The organism is Arcicella lustrica (assembly GCF_034930985.1).
Taxonomy (GTDB): domain Bacteria; phylum Bacteroidota; class Bacteroidia; order Cytophagales; family Spirosomataceae; genus Arcicella; species Arcicella lustrica.
The window spans coordinates 1-18,055 of sequence record NZ_JAYGIM010000013.1; the positions used below are offsets into that span (position 1 = coordinate 1).

General features: G+C 34.0%; 18 protein-coding genes and 1 rRNA gene. 4 read left to right on the forward strand and 15 right to left on the reverse strand.

Annotated features, from left to right (window positions below; genetic code table 11):
- Together VB798_RS16605 and VB798_RS16610 are read right to left on the reverse strand one after the other, a co-directional pair.
- A 16S ribosomal RNA gene (locus VB798_RS16605) occupies positions 1-94 on the reverse strand; the annotation flags it as partial.
- Between the two features lie 494 nt (positions 95-588).
- Complete coding sequence (locus VB798_RS16610; protein WP_323260340.1) at positions 589-1,275, reverse strand: response regulator transcription factor; 687 nt, start codon at positions 1,273-1,275, stop codon at positions 589-591.
- A 175-nt stretch (positions 1,276-1,450) separates the two neighbouring features.
- On the opposite strand from VB798_RS16610, the gene VB798_RS16615 reads away from it, so the two are divergent.
- Both VB798_RS16615 and VB798_RS16620 read left to right on the forward strand, forming a co-directional pair.
- The gene (locus VB798_RS16615) at positions 1,451-1,978 is read left to right on the forward strand and encodes an acyl-CoA thioesterase (RefSeq protein ID WP_323260342.1); all 528 of its coding nucleotides are present in this window, start codon (positions 1,451-1,453) and stop codon (positions 1,976-1,978) included.
- A 54-nt stretch (positions 1,979-2,032) separates the two neighbouring features.
- Positions 2,033-3,955, forward strand: coding sequence for a RecQ family ATP-dependent DNA helicase (locus tag VB798_RS16620; RefSeq protein WP_323260343.1), 1,923 nt, complete (start codon positions 2,033-2,035; stop codon positions 3,953-3,955).
- 23 nt (positions 3,956-3,978) lie between these two features.
- On the opposite strand, the gene VB798_RS16625 is transcribed toward VB798_RS16620, so the two are convergent.
- The 9 genes from VB798_RS16625 to VB798_RS16665 form a co-directional block, all read right to left on the reverse strand.
- Positions 3,979-4,749 carry an SDR family NAD(P)-dependent oxidoreductase gene (locus VB798_RS16625; RefSeq protein ID WP_323260346.1) on the reverse strand — a complete coding sequence of 257 codons (771 nt, stop codon included), beginning with the start codon at positions 4,747-4,749 and terminating at the stop codon, positions 3,979-3,981.
- 80 nt (positions 4,750-4,829) lie between these two features.
- A complete protein-coding gene (locus VB798_RS16630; RefSeq protein WP_323260348.1) occupies positions 4,830-6,500 on the reverse strand; it encodes a tetratricopeptide repeat protein in 1,671 nt (556 codons plus the stop codon).
- 232 nt (positions 6,501-6,732) lie between these two features.
- Positions 6,733-7,683: a PstS family phosphate ABC transporter substrate-binding protein gene (locus VB798_RS16635; protein WP_323260350.1), complete on the reverse strand. Its 951-nt coding sequence runs from the start codon at positions 7,681-7,683 to the stop codon at positions 6,733-6,735.
- A 38-nt stretch (positions 7,684-7,721) separates the two neighbouring features.
- A complete protein-coding gene (locus VB798_RS16640) occupies positions 7,722-7,973 on the reverse strand; it encodes a hypothetical protein (RefSeq protein ID WP_323260351.1) in 252 nt (83 codons plus the stop codon).
- A 214-nt stretch (positions 7,974-8,187) separates the two neighbouring features.
- Positions 8,188-9,024, reverse strand: coding sequence for an energy transducer TonB (locus tag VB798_RS16645; RefSeq protein ID WP_323260354.1), 837 nt, complete (start codon positions 9,022-9,024; stop codon positions 8,188-8,190).
- A gap of 154 nt (positions 9,025-9,178) precedes the next feature.
- On the reverse strand, positions 9,179-9,694 hold the full coding sequence (locus VB798_RS16650) for an ExbD/TolR family protein (protein ID WP_323260355.1): 516 nt from the start codon (positions 9,692-9,694) through the stop codon (positions 9,179-9,181).
- A 109-nt stretch (positions 9,695-9,803) separates the two neighbouring features.
- Positions 9,804-10,409 (reverse strand): ExbD/TolR family protein, encoded by a 606-nt coding sequence (locus VB798_RS16655; protein WP_323260358.1) that lies wholly within the window; start codon positions 10,407-10,409, stop codon positions 9,804-9,806.
- A gap of 77 nt (positions 10,410-10,486) precedes the next feature.
- Positions 10,487-11,326 (reverse strand): MotA/TolQ/ExbB proton channel family protein, encoded by an 840-nt coding sequence (locus VB798_RS16660; RefSeq protein ID WP_323260360.1) that lies wholly within the window; start codon positions 11,324-11,326, stop codon positions 10,487-10,489.
- 308 nt (positions 11,327-11,634) lie between these two features.
- Positions 11,635-12,030 carry a hypothetical protein gene (locus VB798_RS16665; protein WP_323260362.1) on the reverse strand — a complete coding sequence of 132 codons (396 nt, stop codon included), beginning with the start codon at positions 12,028-12,030 and terminating at the stop codon, positions 11,635-11,637.
- A gap of 104 nt (positions 12,031-12,134) precedes the next feature.
- On the opposite strand from VB798_RS16665, the gene VB798_RS16670 reads away from it, so the two are divergent.
- A complete protein-coding gene (locus tag VB798_RS16670; RefSeq protein ID WP_323260363.1) occupies positions 12,135-12,461 on the forward strand; it encodes a DUF721 domain-containing protein in 327 nt (108 codons plus the stop codon).
- Between the two features lie 57 nt (positions 12,462-12,518).
- Here the strand turns inward: VB798_RS16670 and VB798_RS16675 are convergent, their stop codons facing one another.
- From VB798_RS16675 to VB798_RS16690, 4 genes are all read right to left on the reverse strand, one after another.
- Positions 12,519-13,022 carry a hypothetical protein gene (locus VB798_RS16675; protein WP_323260365.1) on the reverse strand — a complete coding sequence of 168 codons (504 nt, stop codon included), beginning with the start codon at positions 13,020-13,022 and terminating at the stop codon, positions 12,519-12,521.
- Positions 13,023-13,118: 96 nt separating this feature from the next.
- Positions 13,119-14,438 carry a cell division protein FtsZ gene (gene ftsZ, locus VB798_RS16680; RefSeq protein WP_323260367.1) on the reverse strand — a complete coding sequence of 440 codons (1,320 nt, stop codon included), beginning with the start codon at positions 14,436-14,438 and terminating at the stop codon, positions 13,119-13,121.
- Positions 14,439-14,513: 75 nt separating this feature from the next.
- A complete protein-coding gene (locus VB798_RS16685) occupies positions 14,514-16,007 on the reverse strand; it encodes a M20/M25/M40 family metallo-hydrolase (protein ID WP_323260369.1) in 1,494 nt (497 codons plus the stop codon).
- 116 nt (positions 16,008-16,123) lie between these two features.
- On the reverse strand, positions 16,124-16,675 hold the full coding sequence (locus VB798_RS16690; protein ID WP_323260371.1) for a thioredoxin family protein: 552 nt from the start codon (positions 16,673-16,675) through the stop codon (positions 16,124-16,126).
- 343 nt (positions 16,676-17,018) lie between these two features.
- On the opposite strand from VB798_RS16690, the gene VB798_RS16695 reads away from it, so the two are divergent.
- Entirely contained in the window at positions 17,019-18,026 is a 1,008-nt protein-coding gene (locus VB798_RS16695) for an ion channel (RefSeq protein WP_323260373.1), read from the forward strand.
- Positions 18,027-18,055: the final 29 nt, after the last annotated feature.

An 18,055-nucleotide genomic window follows, 5' to 3' on the forward strand; every position in this document is an offset into this window, starting at 1 on the left:
GTGCGCCACTATGATATTGCTATCACCGTTCGACTTGCATGTATTAGGCCTGCCGCTAGCGTTCATCCTGAGCCAGGATCAAACTCTCCATTGTAAATATCTTACTATAGTTTCGTTGTCTTCTCTATGCCCTCTATTCTTAAATAAAGAATCAATAACAAAAACAACCTGTCTATTAAAAAAAATAAAATCATCTATTTCTATCAATACCTCAAAGAACTCTTTAACCTAAAAACCTTAATCCGATTCCTAAATTTTGATAGTAATTATCTTCCTAATTACTCCCTCTCCCCTTATTCCCTCAGCCCGTTGGCGTCGTTTGGGAGTGCAAAGATGTAGGATTAATCCGTAACCACCAAACTTCTTCCAAAAGTTTTTTAAAACTTTTTTTGAAATAATTCACAACATAATCCGTAAATAACTTAATATCAAACACTTATTACACACAATAAATTTGAAAAAAATTTAAACTTTTTTCCAACCATTTAATAAAACCTACATTTTAAATAAAAATTCGATCAACCATTGTTAATATGATTGACCGAATTTATTATAATTTATAAAAAAATCTATCCTAAAAATGGATACTTATAATACATCTAATCGAAAACCTACTCCATGAACATTGGTTAGTTTGACATTTGAGTCCTTATTAAGATACTTTCTTAAACGAGTAATGAATACATCAAGGCTTCTACCTTTAAAGTAATCGTCATCTCCCCAAATTGCAATTAAGATTTTATCTCTTGACTGTGTTTCATTCTTATGATTGATTAGAAATGCCAATAAGTCTGCTTCTCGATGAGTAAGGTCTTGTACTTCGTTTTCAAAAAACAATTTTAGATTCTTTATATCAAAAGTATATTTCCCAATTAGTTGAAGTCCTTGATTTATCGTTTGTCCAGTTTTCTTTCCAGTTCTTTTAAGAATTGCTTCTATTCTTAAAACCAATTCTTCAATACTAAATGGTTTGGTTAGATAGTCATCTGCACCTAATTTCAAGCCCTTGATTCTATCTTCTTTTAGTGATTTCGCCGTTAAGAAAATAATCGGCACATCACTTCCTGTAGCTCTTACAAATTCAGCAAGCGAAAAACCATCCATTTCTGGAAGCATTACATCGAAAATGCAAATATCATATTGGTTATTTTGAAAAGCTCGTTGTCCAGCTTTTCCATCCGTTTGAAGGTCGATGGTGTATCCTTCTTGTTCTAGATTGTCTTTTACTACAAAACCTAAGCTATCGTCGTCTTCGACTAGTAATATTTTTGTCATTCGTTTGATTATAAGATTATCTTCCTTTATGAATGAAGTGTATTAAAAAATATTGTGTTGCTAATGTACTTGTTTTAGCCAATATTTACAATTCGTAGCGAATTGCTACTTTTGTAAGTAATTATTCAAATAAAAAAGTCATTCCACAAAAGACTGGCTATTAAACAGGAAAAGTATGTTCTCGTTAAATCCAAACAAACAATATCCTAAAAAATTATATTCAAAAGCAGTTGTAAGGTTTCAAGATTGTGACCCTTTGAAACATTTGAACAATGCCAAATACTTCGATTATTTCTTCAATGCTCGTGAAGACCAAGTAGCAACTATTTATGAATTTGATTACAATGACTATTTTGAACATAACAAAACGTCTTGGGTGGTGTACAATCATCAAATTGCTTATGTTAGTTCAGCCAAAGTAAGTGAAAGAATTGGCATTATTTCGTCGGCTATCTATTTTAATGAAGATACTTTGGTGACTGAGTTTGTAATGACGGATGAAAATTGTACGCATTTGAAGGCCGTACTTTGGACAACCTCAAAATATATTGATGTCATTACAGGCAAGAAAACAGCACATCAGCCAGAAGTACATAATTTTTTGAACGCAATTTGCGTAGAAGGAATCGACTTTGAACACATTAATCTGAATTCAAGAATTAAAACTATCAAACAAGAATTATTGGCGGGAACATTTATTTAAGGCTTTTCTGCTCTACACATTTCAATATTTATAAAGAAAATCTGTTGGTTACCTATGTTAGCTCAAGAAGTATTAAAACAGCATTGGGGTTATGATTATTTTCGTCCATTACAAGCAGAAATCATTCGTTCTGTAATTGATGGACGAGACACTTTGGCATTGATGCCAACTGGTGGTGGAAAATCTTTGTGTTTTCAAGTACCCGCTTTGATGAATGAGGGCATTTGTATCGTAGTTTCACCATTGATTGCTTTAATTCAAGATCAAGTAGAACAACTAAAGCGAAGAGGGATTCCTGCCATTGGTATTTTTTCGGGAATGCACAAAAATCAAATTGATATTGCCTTAGATAATTGTATTTATGGCGATGTAAAGTTTTTATATGTTTCTCCCGAACGTTTGCAAACTACTATTTTCATAGAAAGAGTAAAACAGATGAAAGTAAATCTTTTGGCTGTTGACGAAGCACATTGTATCTCGCAATGGGGCCATGATTTCAGACCTCCCTACATGAAAATCGCTGAATTCAGGAAAATAATTCCGAACGTTCCACTTATTGCACTTACTGCTACTGCTACCAAAGAAGTAAAAGAAGAAATTCAAACTCGTTTAGAGATGAATTCTCCTGCTATTTTTCAACAAAGTTTTGCCCGTGAAAATTTATCATACTCCGCTTTTAAGGAAGAAGACAAAGAAAGTCGCCTTATTAAAATACTTCAAAACGTACAAGGCTCCTCAGTTATTTATGTACGAAATCGACGAAGAACTCAAGAAGTATCAGATTTATTGAATAAAAATAATATTACAACAACATTTTATCATGCAGGATTAAGTGCAGATGAACGAAGTAAAAGACAAGCAAATTGGATTAAAAATCAAGTAAGGGTTATCGTTGCTACAAACGCATTTGGAATGGGCATCGACAAACCAGATGTAAGAACGGTTATTCATTTAGATTTACCAGATACTTTAGAAGCTTATTATCAAGAAGCTGGTCGTGCTGGACGAGATGGCGAAAAAGCATACGCTGTGGCACTTTTCAATCAAGTTGATGTTGAAAATTTAGCAAAAAACATTCAGCAGAATTATCCGCCCATTGAATTAGTGAGAAAAGCATATCAGTGTTTGGGAAATTTCTTTCAGTTAGCTGTTGGTTCAGGAGAGTTTTCAAGTTTTGATTTTGATTTAGTGGAATTTCAAAAAAGGTTTGACTTACCTCCTACTGATACTTATTTTGCTTTGAAAATTCTGGAAAATGAAGGATTTATTCAACTTTCAGATTCGTTTCATAGTTCTTCTAAAATTACTTTAAAGGTTGATAATCGACAATTGTATGATTTTCAGCTAAGAAATCCGAAATATGATTCCTTCATCAAATTGGTTTTAAGAATGTATGGCGGAGAATTATTTAGTACTTTTTTGACGATTTCAGAAGTAAATATTGCCAAAGCGTATTCTGTTCCGATAAAAGATGTGGAAATGATGCTTTCGAGTTTAGAAAAATTTGATTTAATTATTTACGATAAACAGAAAGATAAACCACAAGTAACATTTTTAACAACAAGATTCGATGCTAAAAATTTGCCGCTTCAAGTACAAGAAATTAATCATCGTAAAGAAAAATCCTTACAAAAAGCTAAATCAGTTGGACATTATGTAAGTCATGAAAAAAGATGCCGAACCCAGCTTTTGTTGGAATACTTTGATGAGCAAACAGATGATACTTGTGGAATTTGTGATAATTGCTTGAAACAAAAAAAGCAAAGTAAGCAAACAATTGAGGATGATGAGCTTGTAAAAAGTAATCAACAAAAAATCAAACAGCTTTTAGCGAACGGAGCAATGACTTTGCAGTTAATTATTCAGATTATGCAACCAGCTAATCAAGCATTATTGAAAAATATTATTCGAGAAATGATTGCAGATGAAGAGTTGTCTTATGATTCGGAAGGAAAATTAAAGCTTTCAGGTACATAAATGCCTGAAAGCTTTAATGATATTTATTGATAAATTCCTGCTGCTACATTTTCAGTAATAGATTTTGGTGCAAGCCAAGCTAAGAAGGCTCCTAACTTATTCACTATACCAGGAATCACTTCTGTTTTCTTATCAAACATCGCTTTTACGGAAATCTTTGCAACTACTTCTGGCGTCATTGCTACTTTTTCAGCTGCTTTTCTCGCTTTGGCAGGTACAGCAGCTCTATCATTAAAACCAGTATCTGTTGCGCCCGGACTAATACAAGTAACAGATACAGAAGTATCTTTCAATTCATGCTTTAAAGCTCTTGAGAAATTCAGAACATAAATTTTCGTTGCTGCATAAACTGCCATTTTGGGCAAAGCTTGATAAGCTGTTGAACTAGCAATGTTCATGATATAAGCCTTAGACTGGCGCTTGAGCATTGGTAAAAACACATGGCACATTTCTGTTAAAGTCGCCATGTTTAGGTTCATCATATCTCTATTTTGTTCAATAGAATAAGTATCAAAATTGCCAACAGAACCATAACCAGCATTATTGACTAAAACCGATACCTCATATTGATTTTTAGCAACCCAGTCAAACACTTGCCTGGCAACATCAACCGTAGCTAAATCTACCGCTAAGTAATCTACCTTTACCCCGTATTTTTCTTGAAGCTCAATGGCTACTTCACGAAGTAAACCTTCCGACCTAGCAACAAGTAATAGATTATATTTTTGTTTTGCCAATTCTATGGCTATCTCTTTTCCGATTCCTTTACTGGCTCCTGTGATTAGTGCGTACATTATTTTGTTTTTTAGAATACCCCAAAATTAACAAAGCCCTACCAAATGGCAGGGCCTTGAATCAAACAAATTTTAATATTTTATTTTTTCGGCGTTTTAGCTGGAGTAGTCACTGCTGGTGTAGCAGGAGTAGTTGGCGCTAAAAATTCCTTTAATTTATCTGGATCTTCAGGTTTAATCGCAACAGCTTTATCTACAAACTCTTGAATTTTGGCTGTATCTTTTGTTACGTTTGCATGATAACCCACTAAATATCTATAAGCTTCGTACAATTGCTCTTTGTTTGCTTTTGCTGGATCTGCAACACCCAAGAATTTCTCATAATGTGGTACCGCTAACCATTTTGTTCCAGTATAATCCACGTAGTTGTTAGTTCTAGCACGGAATAAATAGAATGGCGCAAATTTGTCGTTAATAGCAATTGCATTAGCAAACATTGTATCAGCTTTCATACCGATGTTATATCTAGCCAATGTATCTTCTCTTGGCGTATAAGCTGTTGTAAAGTAAAGAGCCATAGCTGCGTTGTAAAAATCAGCACTTGCCATTGGAGCTTTCTTCTTTTGCTTCCATTCAATTGATTTTAAAGCATAATCAGCTGCTTTAGCATATTTTTTCTGACCATACACAATCGTGTAGATTGAAGCATAATGGTTGTTGATGGTATCTTCTGGAGCAGCTTTCAAAAAGTATTCAATAGCTAATGAATCTTGCTTTAAGCCTTGGTATCCTTTACCGAAATAAACATTATCTAAGTAATAAGGCTTAACACCCGCTTTTACCATTTGCTCTAAGTTTTCTATCCCTAATTGTGGATTTCCTAATTCAATATTAGAATAACCTTTCATTCTAAAGATATCATTATCTTTTGCTCCACCAGCCTCAGCTTGTGTTGTAAACTGCATCGCTCCTTCATAATCTTTCGCTAAGAACAATAATTTAGCTGTTGATAATAAGATTGCTGGAGTAGCTTCTGCTCTTTCTACGTATTTTCTAAAGAACTTAGATGATTCTTTATAACGGTTGAAAATGATATAGTATTCACCCATTCTTTTGTAGTAAGGAGCAAAAGAAGAATCAGTTTCATAAGCGCTTTGGTAATTGTTTACTGTATATTGGTAATTTTTACCTCTTAAATAAACAACACCTAATCTTACATAAGCTTTTGCAGTTTTATTAACTAAGATAGATTGTTCATAAGCAGAAGCCGCTGGACCGCCATCGTTTTTCAATAAAAACGCATCTCCTTTTACGATTTGCATATCAGCAGTTAAAGGCTTTTTAGTCTTTTCTGTGATCAAATCAATCAAACGGATTGCTTCACCTGGGTCATTTGTTTCCTCATACATTGTGTAAGCTTCAGCAATACGGAACATTACTTCTGCATTTTTCATTTTGGTATCAGCCAAAATTTTATCAAAAGCAGCTTTTGCACCAGCACCATCTTTTTTAGCCAACATCAAAGTAGCCAAACCTACAGCATTTAAAGGTTGTTTAGGTTCAGCAGCGATACCTTTTTCAAAAGTAGCTTTCGCTTCATCTAATTCACCTGCACGCAAATGAGCATATCCTAAATAATATAAATTTTCACCCGTATTATTAGCAGCTAATAATGCGGTAAATGTCGCTTTCGCTTTATTTGGCTGGTCTCCGTCCAACTGCGCTAAGCCTTGCTGAACCGTTTGTCCATTTACCGCAACGGCAAACAACAAACTTGCAGCCACCAACAGAGATTTAATCTTTACTTCCATTTTTTTAATGTTTTAGTTGTAAGTAATTAAAATAAGTATATAAAATCAGGTAATTCTTTTTCTTACACAAATTTCCAAAATATCTTCTGAATTTGGAACAAAACAAAAAATTAAATTAAAAAATTGTTACAATAAGTCAAAATTTTATTCGCATTGAAGCATTTTTAAATACTTCTATTAAAAATTAAGTATTACCTTTTAAATATTTCGATAAAAAACTATGCCAATCGACCTAATTTGTCTTTACTTGTCTTATCTGAAGTGGTTTCGTAAGTGGTAAAAGCCCACCTTTTAAAACAATTAATTGTCCTTGTTCAAGACACATATAATTAATAAATCCTGTTCCAAGCCCCATATAAGGTTCTTTTAATATTAACTTAATCTGGCGGATGAGTGGATATCTTTTTAAAGCAAGGTTATAACCAAATGGTTGATAATAATCTTCAGGGTTTGTACTAGCTTTTTCTGCAACTGACATTACATTTATTTCTCTAATAAAACCCAAAGATGCTGGATCATCTCCATCACTAATCCAGTTTGTACCAATAACTCCCATCGCATTTTTATGCGATTTAACATAATCAATTACTTGTTCGTTTGATTTTGCAGCAAAAAACGACACTTTATCATTCTTATTTATTCCAAATTTCTCTACTAAAAAAGTAAGGTTACTTGAACTTGTTCCATCAAAAACTAGTACTATATCTTCGCTCGAACCACCTTTACCAATTTCAGACCATTTCTTTTTTTCTCCTTTCATGATTGCTTCAAGTTCTTGAACAGTAATCGTTGAATCTCGATTTTCTTTATTGGTAATTAATGCCAAAGCATCACCAGCAAATTTGAAACTTCTGTAAGTGATTTTATCGTCAGCATATACTTTCTTTTCCGTTTCGTTTAATTCTCTTGTAATTACAGCAACCCTCGCTTTGTCATTTAATAACATTGCTACAGCTTCTCCTTCTGGTTTAAATACTAAATTGATTTTAGTATAAGGAAACGTTTCTTGAAAAGCCATTTTTTCCGCTTCAATAATTGGGCGAAAAGATTCATCTACAGCTACAGTAATTTCTCCTTTAGCAGGTGTGTCTAGTTCTTTTCCATCCTTATCAGTACTTCTTCCGCAAGAAAATACTGTGATTGCCAACAGAATACAACAAGGTAGATTTAATAGAGTTTTCATGGTTTTTGTGATTGTTTATTGCTTTATTTCAAATTAACTTAATGTTTATCTTCATAATGCGAGTACTTATCTTCTCCCTCATCATTTTCCTCATTCATTTTGATATACACTCGCCATGCTCTAAAAATACCATACAATAAAAGTAATGCCCCCAAAGCGTAAGCATACAACGGAGAAGGTAACATCATTTGTGAAAAAGCTGACTCTGGATAAAGTATCAAAAGCGCTCCAATTACTGAGTAAGAAAGAGCCATTAATACATTAACAAGCACAAAAATTCTGCTAGGCATTTTTTTAGATTGAGATATGAATTATTATGTATAAGTAAAGAATGAGGCATTTCATTGAAAGTATAACTCTTATTTAAGTACCATCATTGATGTCTCATACTTTATCTCTACATACATAACGAAATAAAAAACAAAAACTGATTCCCTTTGAAAAATGAAACCTGTCAGATTGCTGACAGGTTTTCATTGTTTCCTTAATGCTCAAGAATAGAAACTATTCAGAAAGCACAAAGCTAATTGGTACTGTAAATCTAGAACGAACTGCACGACCAGACTGTTTACCTGGAGTCCATTTCGGTACTGATTTAATTACTCTAACAGCTTCTTCATCGCAACCAAAACCTACTGATTTAAGTACATCTACGTTTTGGATACTACCATCAGTATTTACAACGAATTGAATATATACTTTACCAGAAACGTTTGCACGCTGAGCGGCAGCTGGGTATTTCAAGTTTTTCTGTAAGAATTTACCAAAAGCACCCATACCACCTGGGAATTCTGCTTGTTGTTCTACCGCTGTAAAGATTTCTTCTTCTTTCGGTTTTGGTGGTTCAACTGGTGCTTCAGGAGCTGTCCCTCTTGCATCCGGATCTACTGGAGGTCCAGCATCTTCGGTTTCTCCTTTTACAGTTTCAGAAGCAGTGTTACCTTTTACCTCTTCAGGAGGTGGTTCTGGTTTTGTTACCTCTTCATCTTTTTTGATTTCAGGAGGTAAGAATTTCGTTGTCGTCACCTTTGGTAATTCTTTTGGTGGTGGCGGCGGTGGTGGTGGTGGTGGTGGTGGTGGAGTTTTATTCTCTGGTGGTGGCTGATCAATTTTCATTACTTCAGCAGTTACCTCAGTTTTTGCTTTTGCTAATTGTTCATTGATTTTATTATAAATAAATGATAATGCAAAAAGAGAAGAAACCGAAGCTATACCAATTATCAGAGAACGTGAAACCACTTTCGGATAAGATTTTCTTAAGATATAAGCACCATATTCTTTGTTCTTATTCTTAAAAATAATGTCATCCAACGTTGCATTTTGGCTTATTACGTTTGACATAATTTCTGATGTTAATACTGTTAATGTTTTTCAACTTGAATGAATTTCAAATATAGAAAACCATCAAATTAAATATTCATTGAACTAAGATAAAACTATTAATTTAGTTTTCAAAATACTTTGAACTATTTTTTTAGTTTTATTCTAATTTTTATTAAAGACCTGATTTTTTGATTAGTTTTTCAGAATCTGGATCAATTTCAAGAATTGCATAACGCTTGTTACTAGTAATAGCACATTCATCAAGCAAATCTACCATATTCTTATACTTAGCTCCTTTTGTCGCTTTAATCACAATCGTAAAATTATCACCTACTCGTCTTTTATAGTCGAATAAAACGGTTCTAATTCCGTCTTTAGAATAATTTGTTTTCTGAAGTTGAGTTGATGCTTCTGTCGGTAAACCTTGATAGTAATATACTTTCTCGGCATCAGGCATCACAGTTAAGGTTTCAGACATTTTAACTTCTGATTTTTCTTCCTTCTCTGTTTTATCAGGCATATTCAACTGCATTACTACGGGCTTTGCTAACGTCGTGGTTAACATAAAAAAGGTAATCAATAAGAAACCCAAATCTACCATGGGAGTCATGTCAATTTTGGTTGACGCTTTTTTACTGCGTTTCTTACCGCCTTTTTTGCCCCCACCGTCTTGACTTATTTCTGCCATTGTATTGGGGTTTAATTGTTGGTAGTTAATGATACTCAGATAGGTTTTATAAGACCCTGCCTTTCAAAGAGAGGCAGGGTTAAAACTACTGAGTACAACTAAATAAAATCTATTGAGGTCTACCTTCAGGAGATGTAACCAATTGGAATGTGTTAATATTCTGTTCCTGTAAAGTACCAACTACTTGGTTGAATACTTTATAGTTTGAATTAGCATCACCTTTAATAGCTACCTTTAATCCTGGATTAGAAATTTTTGCATAACTAACCCAAAGGAAAAGTTCATTATTGGCTGAATCACAAGGAATTCCTTTCAAAAGCCCTTTTGCTTTTGCATCAGAAGGTTTCATTCCTAAGATTTGACGCATTGCGCCTGCTGGATATCCTACGATTTCAGAAGCATCATAATTCTTCTTCATTTCAGCAGAAACTGGTACAGAAAGGCGGTTTGCCATTCTTTCCAACATATAATCCTTTGCAGCTTTATCGTCTGTTCCTAAAAAAATACCACCTTCAGTACTAACTGATATAGTAAGGATTCCTTTTTCGCCAGTTATTGTTTTCTCTGAAATAGATGACGGTGGAACGATTGTTACGGCTTCTTCAGGTTTAAACTTTGCAGTAAGCATGAAGAAAGTAAGTAACAAGAACGCCACATCGCACATCGCTGTCATGTCTAGAGAAACACTTTGTCGTTTTGCTTTAACTTTTGGCATAATCTTGTTTAGTTATAAGTTATTAGATAGCGTCATAGAAATAAACCTATAACACTTAGCGCTTAACACAATAACTATTAATTATGGTGAGTTGCATAGTTTTGGTTGATACTTAAACCAATTTCATCAACGCTATAAGTTAATTCGTCAATTTTAGACGTAAAGAAGTTATAAGCGATAATACAAACTGCAGATGTACCGATACCTAATGCAGTATTGATTAGGGCTTCAGAGATACCATTTGCCAATGCAGTTGAGTCAGTTGAACCTCCTGAGTTACCTAAAGCCGAGAACGCTTTAATCATACCAACTACTGTTCCTAAAAGACCGATTAGCGTAGAAACTGAAGCTAACGTAGCAATGATAGTTAAGTTTTTCTCTAACATTGGCAATTCCAATGAAGTAGCTTCTTCAACTTCTTTGCTAAGAGCTGCTAATTTTTGTTCTTTGTCCAAAGAACCATCACTTGTTAACTGCTTGTATTTTTTAACAGCAGCTAAAGTAACGTTTCCTACTGAACCTTTTTGTTTGTCACACTCTTTCAATGCTGCTTCAGTATCGTCTTTGTCAAGAAGAGCTTGAATTTTACGAACAAATGCGTTAACATCACCACTTCCTTTTGCTTTACTGATTGTAATAAGACGCTCGATAGAGAATGTTAAAGCTGTTAAGAAACAAGTTAAAAGGATTGGTACAATATCACCACCTTTAAATGCAAGAGCTAAAAAATCTCCTTGGTGTGGGTGACCTTCGTTAGTTCCGCCTTCAAAACGTGAACCATCTCCCATCACAAAACGGAAAAATAACTGTGCAATAACAAAAAGAATTACAATAACCAAGCCTGCTGAAATGCCGCCTGATTTTTTTTGAGCTGGTGCTGCTGGTTTAGCAGCTGGAGTTTTTGCTTGTGTACTCATTAGTTTGGTAATTTTTGGGTTTAAGTTAAAAAACAGTTTTAGGTGATTTTTAAAATAAAAATAATGAAAATAACCTAAACGCAAAAGATTCTTTTGAAATATCTTGTTTTAGGTAATGACAAAACTAACACAAAATTCTTTTAATTATGATACCTTCTGTATGAAGTTTTTTTAAAAAAAATATTCAACAAAACCTATGTATTGTACTATAACAATAAATACAAGCATTTTGAAAGATATTTGCAGTACTATTTCAAGAATTTGACTTTTCAATGAATGTATATAACTTTTCAATGAATGTATTTTTTTCATAAAAACTCCCTAAGGATTGTTTCTAGGATGTTAATTTCATGAGTATTTTCTTTGATTTTCTGATAGTCTAAAATACTTATTGTTTTTTCTAATCGCTCATTGTTTCCTTTTATCAGAAGCTTTAGGCTATCGGGTTTGTCTAATAAATTGTTAAGCAATGCCATCATTTGTTTCAGACTTGCATCTTCTTCTAATTCAAAAAATACAAGTACTTTCTCAGCTTCTTTTATCAAGCTGTTGGCATAATGAAACGTTAAATTATCAGAGTGGTTATCAATATCATAAACAATAACTGATGGTTTTGTTTTCTTGACAAAATCAATCGACTCATTATTATAAGTAATATTATTCCGATTATTACGTACTTGGATATATAAAAAAAGATTAGACATTCGGTTGTATTATTAATTTAATGGCTAAGGTTTAATTTATTGGCACTTACAATAACAAAATCTCTTAACTTTGGCACTCATCAAGTTTCAATTGCTGTAAAGTCATGTCGAAAGTATATCAATATAATAAAGAAAATGCTCGTAGAAAGACAGGTACGTCCTCGTTGAAGGATGCTATCGAAGATATGCTTGAGCTATATAAAATCCGTTCTAAATTTAACGAAACATATATTGTAGCTTATTGGGAAAAAATTATGGGTTCGCCAATTGCTTCTCGAACCACACAAATCTATATTAATGATGGAAAATTGTTTATTCAGTTAGATTCTGCTCCACTTCGAAATGAATTATTGATGGCAAAAAATAAAATTATCGAACTAATCAATAAAGAAGTTGGAGAGAAAATTATTCAAGATGTGGTGTTTCTGTGAGGTGATTTATGAAGACAGAAACCACGCACAAGAAAGTCGATTGCTCTCAGCATAATATTACTTCTCCGAATTCTTTAATTTACTTTTCAAACTAAAATATTTGATGATATAGATGATTGCCAGCAACACCGAAAAGCCCAACAAGGCGATATACAAACCTTGGTACTTCTCAATTTCTTCTAACATTTGATGATTCTCTTTTGAAAAGCCCTTGTGTCTTTCCGTCAATTCTACCAAATCATGATTCTTTTGTGTCAAATCATTATTCTCTTGAATCAATTGGTTATACTTATCAGTAAAAGCGGCAGTAGCATTTGATTGAATGCTTTTGTACTCGTTGAGAATTTCGTTGTCTTTATCAATAATTTCGGTTAAAGCCTCTATGGTTTTTTGCATATCATCTTTTGAACGATTGCCAAAAAGCCCTGTTGACAAATTTTCTGATTCTTTATATTTCTGATACAAGATTTCTCTTTCCTCTGTGAGCTCTTTTATTTTGTCCTGAGCCTGAACATTTACAAACACAAAACAAGTAAGCAATAATAACAAGATTTTTTTCATTGATTTATCTATTGTGAAAATTGAAATACTGTTTAATAAAAATCCCACAAGAATTGGCGCTTGCGGGATTGGTATGTTAAAATCTATCAATTACAACTATAATGAATGTGTCTGATAATCAAGCTCTAATATTTCAGAAATATCTAACAATTTAACATTATAACGCTGAAAAGCTGGCGTGTCGTAATCTTCAATATCTGTTGGCATTTTATTCGAGAAATCGTCAATCATTTTACGAAGTCTTGGTGTATCATCTTCACGAGGTGGGAAAACATGTTTTATAGCTTGTTTTTCCTCTTCAATTACCTCCTCCTCTTCTTCTTCGTACACTTCTTCCTCAACTTTTGAAATTTGCAAGGTTACAGGCTCTTTCAAACCTTTTTTGGCATGATTCCCATTTAACCCTTGTTTTATAGGAGTACGGACAGGACCATCAGGTAAATCAAAGCCCGCTGCAATTACCGTGATACTCATATCATCACCAAGATTATTATCAATGATAAAACCGAGTTTGAATCCAGCAGGAGAATTTCCGATGGCTTCCATGATATGTGCAGTAATAGCCGTTTGTTCTTTTACCGCCATTACTTTTTGCTCGCTGGTAGCAATTGTAACAAGAATACGTTTTGCACCTTTAATATCACGATTATTCAATAATGGTGAATCAAGGGCTTTTTCGATTACTTCTTTTGCTCTGTTTGGACCTTTCGCCGTAGCTGTACTCATTACAGCTTGCCCAGCATTGCTCAATACTTTCTTAACATCTTTAAAGTCAGCATTGATTTTACCAGATTTTGTAATTACTTCCGCTACCGATTTCGCCGCATTTGCCAATACATCATCTGCATGTTCAAAGGCTTCCAAGATGTTTAAATCTTCGTATATTTCTAACAACTTATCATTCAGAACAACCAAAACAGTATCACAAGTACGTTGTAATTCCGCAATTCCACGATTAGCCGCTTCAATTTTTTCAGTTCCTTCCCATGAATACGGAGCCGTTACGATAGCAACTGTTAGAATATCTAATTCTTTAGCAATTCTAGCAATTTCTGGTGCAGCACCTGTACCAGTTCCTCCACCCATACCAGCAGTAATAAAAACCATTCTGGTACTTGGTTGAAGAAGTGCTTTTATTTGCGCTTCACTTTCTAATGCTGCCAATCGTCCTTGTTCTGGTTCTGTACCAGCTCCAAGTCCTTCAGTTAAGATTTCGCCTAATTGTAATTTTACAGGAACAGTGTTATCATTCAGCGCCTGTAAATCGGTATTACAAACAACAAAATCTACGTCATCAATCCCCATTTCGTACATGTGACGAACAGCATTACTTCCTCCTCCGCCGACTCCAATCACTTTAATGATATTGTCTTTTGTATCAGATGAAATTTCAATATTATGTTCAAAAAAATCCATATTATTTAAATCATTAATTAAGGATTAACCAATTAGCGAACAGTCGGTTGAATGTTTCAGAATATCGTAAATACATTATTCTTCAGTTCCCCATTTCCATTCTCTACCAAGTTCTAATTCTTTTCTAAGGTTTTGTTTTATGAAAAAATCTCTCGTCGAGTAAAAGTCTAATTTCTTTGCTGGAATTTTATCAACATTGGCAATTCCGTACAACATCATCGCTGTATATCTTACAGTATTTACCATTTCATTTTTGTTGATTAAATCAAAACGGTCACAATTGGCATGATAACACCCTACTGCATCCGGCGAAATTCCACCAATTGGCGAAGCCGTTGGAATACCTTCCAACATAAAACTTTGATGGTCTGAATGAAGCCCCGCTTGATTGATTACATTGTTTTTATATTCTGGAGAAGCCTTTTTCATGTACTCTCCTATTTTAGTAAACAATGCTACCATTTCTTCCCTACCTGATGTGTTGAATCCATTAGCGTTATTCGCCATATCCAGATTAAACATAAAGGCTACTTTCTCTAGCGAATTATTTCTTTTACTTTTTTCAATCATCGCTTTTGAACCCAATAGTCCTTCTTCTTCACCCATGAACATCACAAATTCAATCGTTCTTTTAGATTTCAAATTCAAGGCTTTGAAAGCACGAGCAATATCTAAAATAGAAAATGAACCAATACCATTATCCAATGCACCAGTAGCTAAATCCCATGAATCAAGATGACCACCAATTACGATTTTCTCATCACGGTACTTTTTGTTATCTCCTTTGATAGTTGCAATCACATTACGAGCTTTAATCATTTTACTAAAGTTCTTCATATCAATTACTCCCATCAAATTGGGTTGTTCGCTCATCCAAGAACGGATTCTGATGCCACTTTCTAAAGAAACACAAACCGCAGGAATCGCAATTAAACTACCTGTAACCGAAGCTGTACCTGTTAATAAGACATTTCCTTTTACAGTATTCACAAAAATTACTCCTGCCGCACCATATTGCATGGCTAAGGCTGTTTTTTCTGAACGATGCAAATTACGAGTACCTTTAAAAGGTGCTAATAATCCAAGATTCACTAAAGCGATTTTGCCAGGAAGCTGTTCTTTTACTGCTTGAAAATCTGGTTCTAATCCATTACCAACATCTACCAATTCCGCAGTAACTTTTGCTTCAACGGGTGTCATTGCTAAAGATACTACTTCTACATCTTGAAAATTGTCACTTTTCTTTGGAGCGATTGATAAGGTAACGGTATCTCTCGACCAAGCTTCTACTTGAAATGGCTGATACTTTACATCTTTGAAACCATACGATTTCAGCAAATTATAAGTATATTCTTCTGCTTTTTTTCCGTTTGAACTTCCCGTAAGACGGTGTCCAATTGTTTTGCAGGCATCTCCCAAAGTTTCGTAAGCACGACTGTTGGCTAATACTTCATCATTAATTTGCTTGAAGGTTTCAATTAATTCTTCGTCTTCATCCACTAATGGACTGAATGCAGCTGTTGAAGTAATAAGTATTAAAATTAAAAAAAAGTAAAGGTTTATTTTCATTTTGGTTTGTTGTGAAATAAGAAATAATAAGGGAATTTACAAAAAAACTCGACAAACTCTAAATATTAAAAATAAGAATAAACCTTAATTATTTCAGCAATACTTTTCGCATTGGCTTACTGCTTGTTCTCTACAACGTACTGTTTAGGATATATTTCTTTTTGATACTTGTCCCAATCGCCTTTACGATAGTGGTCGTCGCCAAAAAAAGTAATTACTTGATGAAACTGTTTGGCTTCTTGATAACCCGCCACAGGTTGAATCATATTGAATTTTTCATCCAAATATACAATCGTCGGAAAGCTCATTTTGCCTTGTAAAAGTGCTACTCCTGCTTGGTTATAGCCATTCTCCCAAATATATTGTTGTTTGCCAATTCTAAGAGTATCTTTCATTTCGGCATCCAATTTTACTGCATAATATTTTTGATTGACGAACTCTACTACTTTTTCGTCTGTAAATGTTTTTTGGTCCATCACTTTGCACCAACCACACCAGCCAGTATATACATCTACTAAAATTTTGCGTGGTTCTTTTTCTGTTGCAGCAAAAGCTTGTTCCAAAGTCATCCAATTGATTTTAGCTTTAACTGGTTTAGCTGCTGTTACTTGTGCTTTTCCAACAAAAGCCATCAGACAAAAAAATAATGTTACAAATATGTTTTTCATGATTCTTAGCACAATAATCTAAAAAATTGAATATTAAAATGAGCCAACAAAGTGTTGCAATTCAAAAATACTGGAGAAAATAGTACCCCTATTTACAAAGATAATTAGATAAAGTAATTTTCATTCTAACACTTTTCAAGATAATGCCAAATATAATTTCTTGTAAATAGCATTTCATTCTTCAAAAGCTTTTTATAAACAATTCTTTTTGCCCGAAAAACATCTTTGCTATACGTTAGCAATTTACAAAAGGTTTGTTTTCCTTACAAAGATTTTTGAGTAAACGGTCAACTGTTTTACTTTCAATAATTATCTTTAACCGTTATTGACTTCAAAAAAATTCATGGCTATACTTCGACACAAAAAAAGTAAACTTGTTGAGGCAGAAGAAAAACGCAACGATTTGGGCTTTGGGACTCAAATCACAGACCCTGATACTCGCTTATTAAATCGTGATGGCAGTTTCAATGTTAAACGAATTGGTGGTAATTTTTGGGGACGTTATAATATTTTCAATGAGTTAATTATTTGTTCTTGGAAACGTTTTTTCACACTCATTGTTGCCTTTTACTTAATCCTAAATTTTATTTTCGCTTGTCTTTATCAAGCCGTTGGCATTGAACACCTGCAAGGCGTTGATTTATCGACAAAAGGCTCTGGTTTTATGGATGCCTTTTTCTTTTCTTCCCAAACACTCACTACCGTAGGTTATGGAAGAATCGCCCCTATTGGTTTTGGCGCAAGTACCATCGCCGCCATTGAATCTTTATTAGGGTTATTGATTTTTGCCTTGGCTACCAGTTTATTGTATGGACGTTTTTCAAGACCAGTTGCCAGAGTTTTATATTCTGACAAAGCCGTTATTGCGCCTTATTTGGATATTACTGGCTTTATGTTTAGGATTGTAAATGAACAAGATAGACAATTAATCGACATTCAGGTGGAATTGGCGGTATCGATGCTCAAAAAGCAAAGTGATGGTAAAACTGTAAGACGATATTACGGACTGAAATTAGAAAGAAGTAAAGTAAATTTTTTCCCTGCCAATTGGACAATCGTTCATCCAATTACAGATGAAAGTCCACTTTTTGGTTTAACGCAAGATGATTTACTAGCAAGCGATGCCGAGTTTTTGGTTTTGTTAAAAGCCACAGAAGAAACTTATAACCAAACGGTGAATTCTCGGACTTCATTTCATGCACGAGAAGTAGTAATGGGTGCAAAATTTCTTCCAATGTTTAGCGATGTTCCCGGTGCTGGAGTAGTAACTTTGGACTTGCGAAAATTATCCGATATTCAAGAAGTACCATTAAGCAGCGAGTATCATCCTCATCACGAAACAAAAAATTAGAGCGTTTTTCAGCAATACTCTTTTATCAT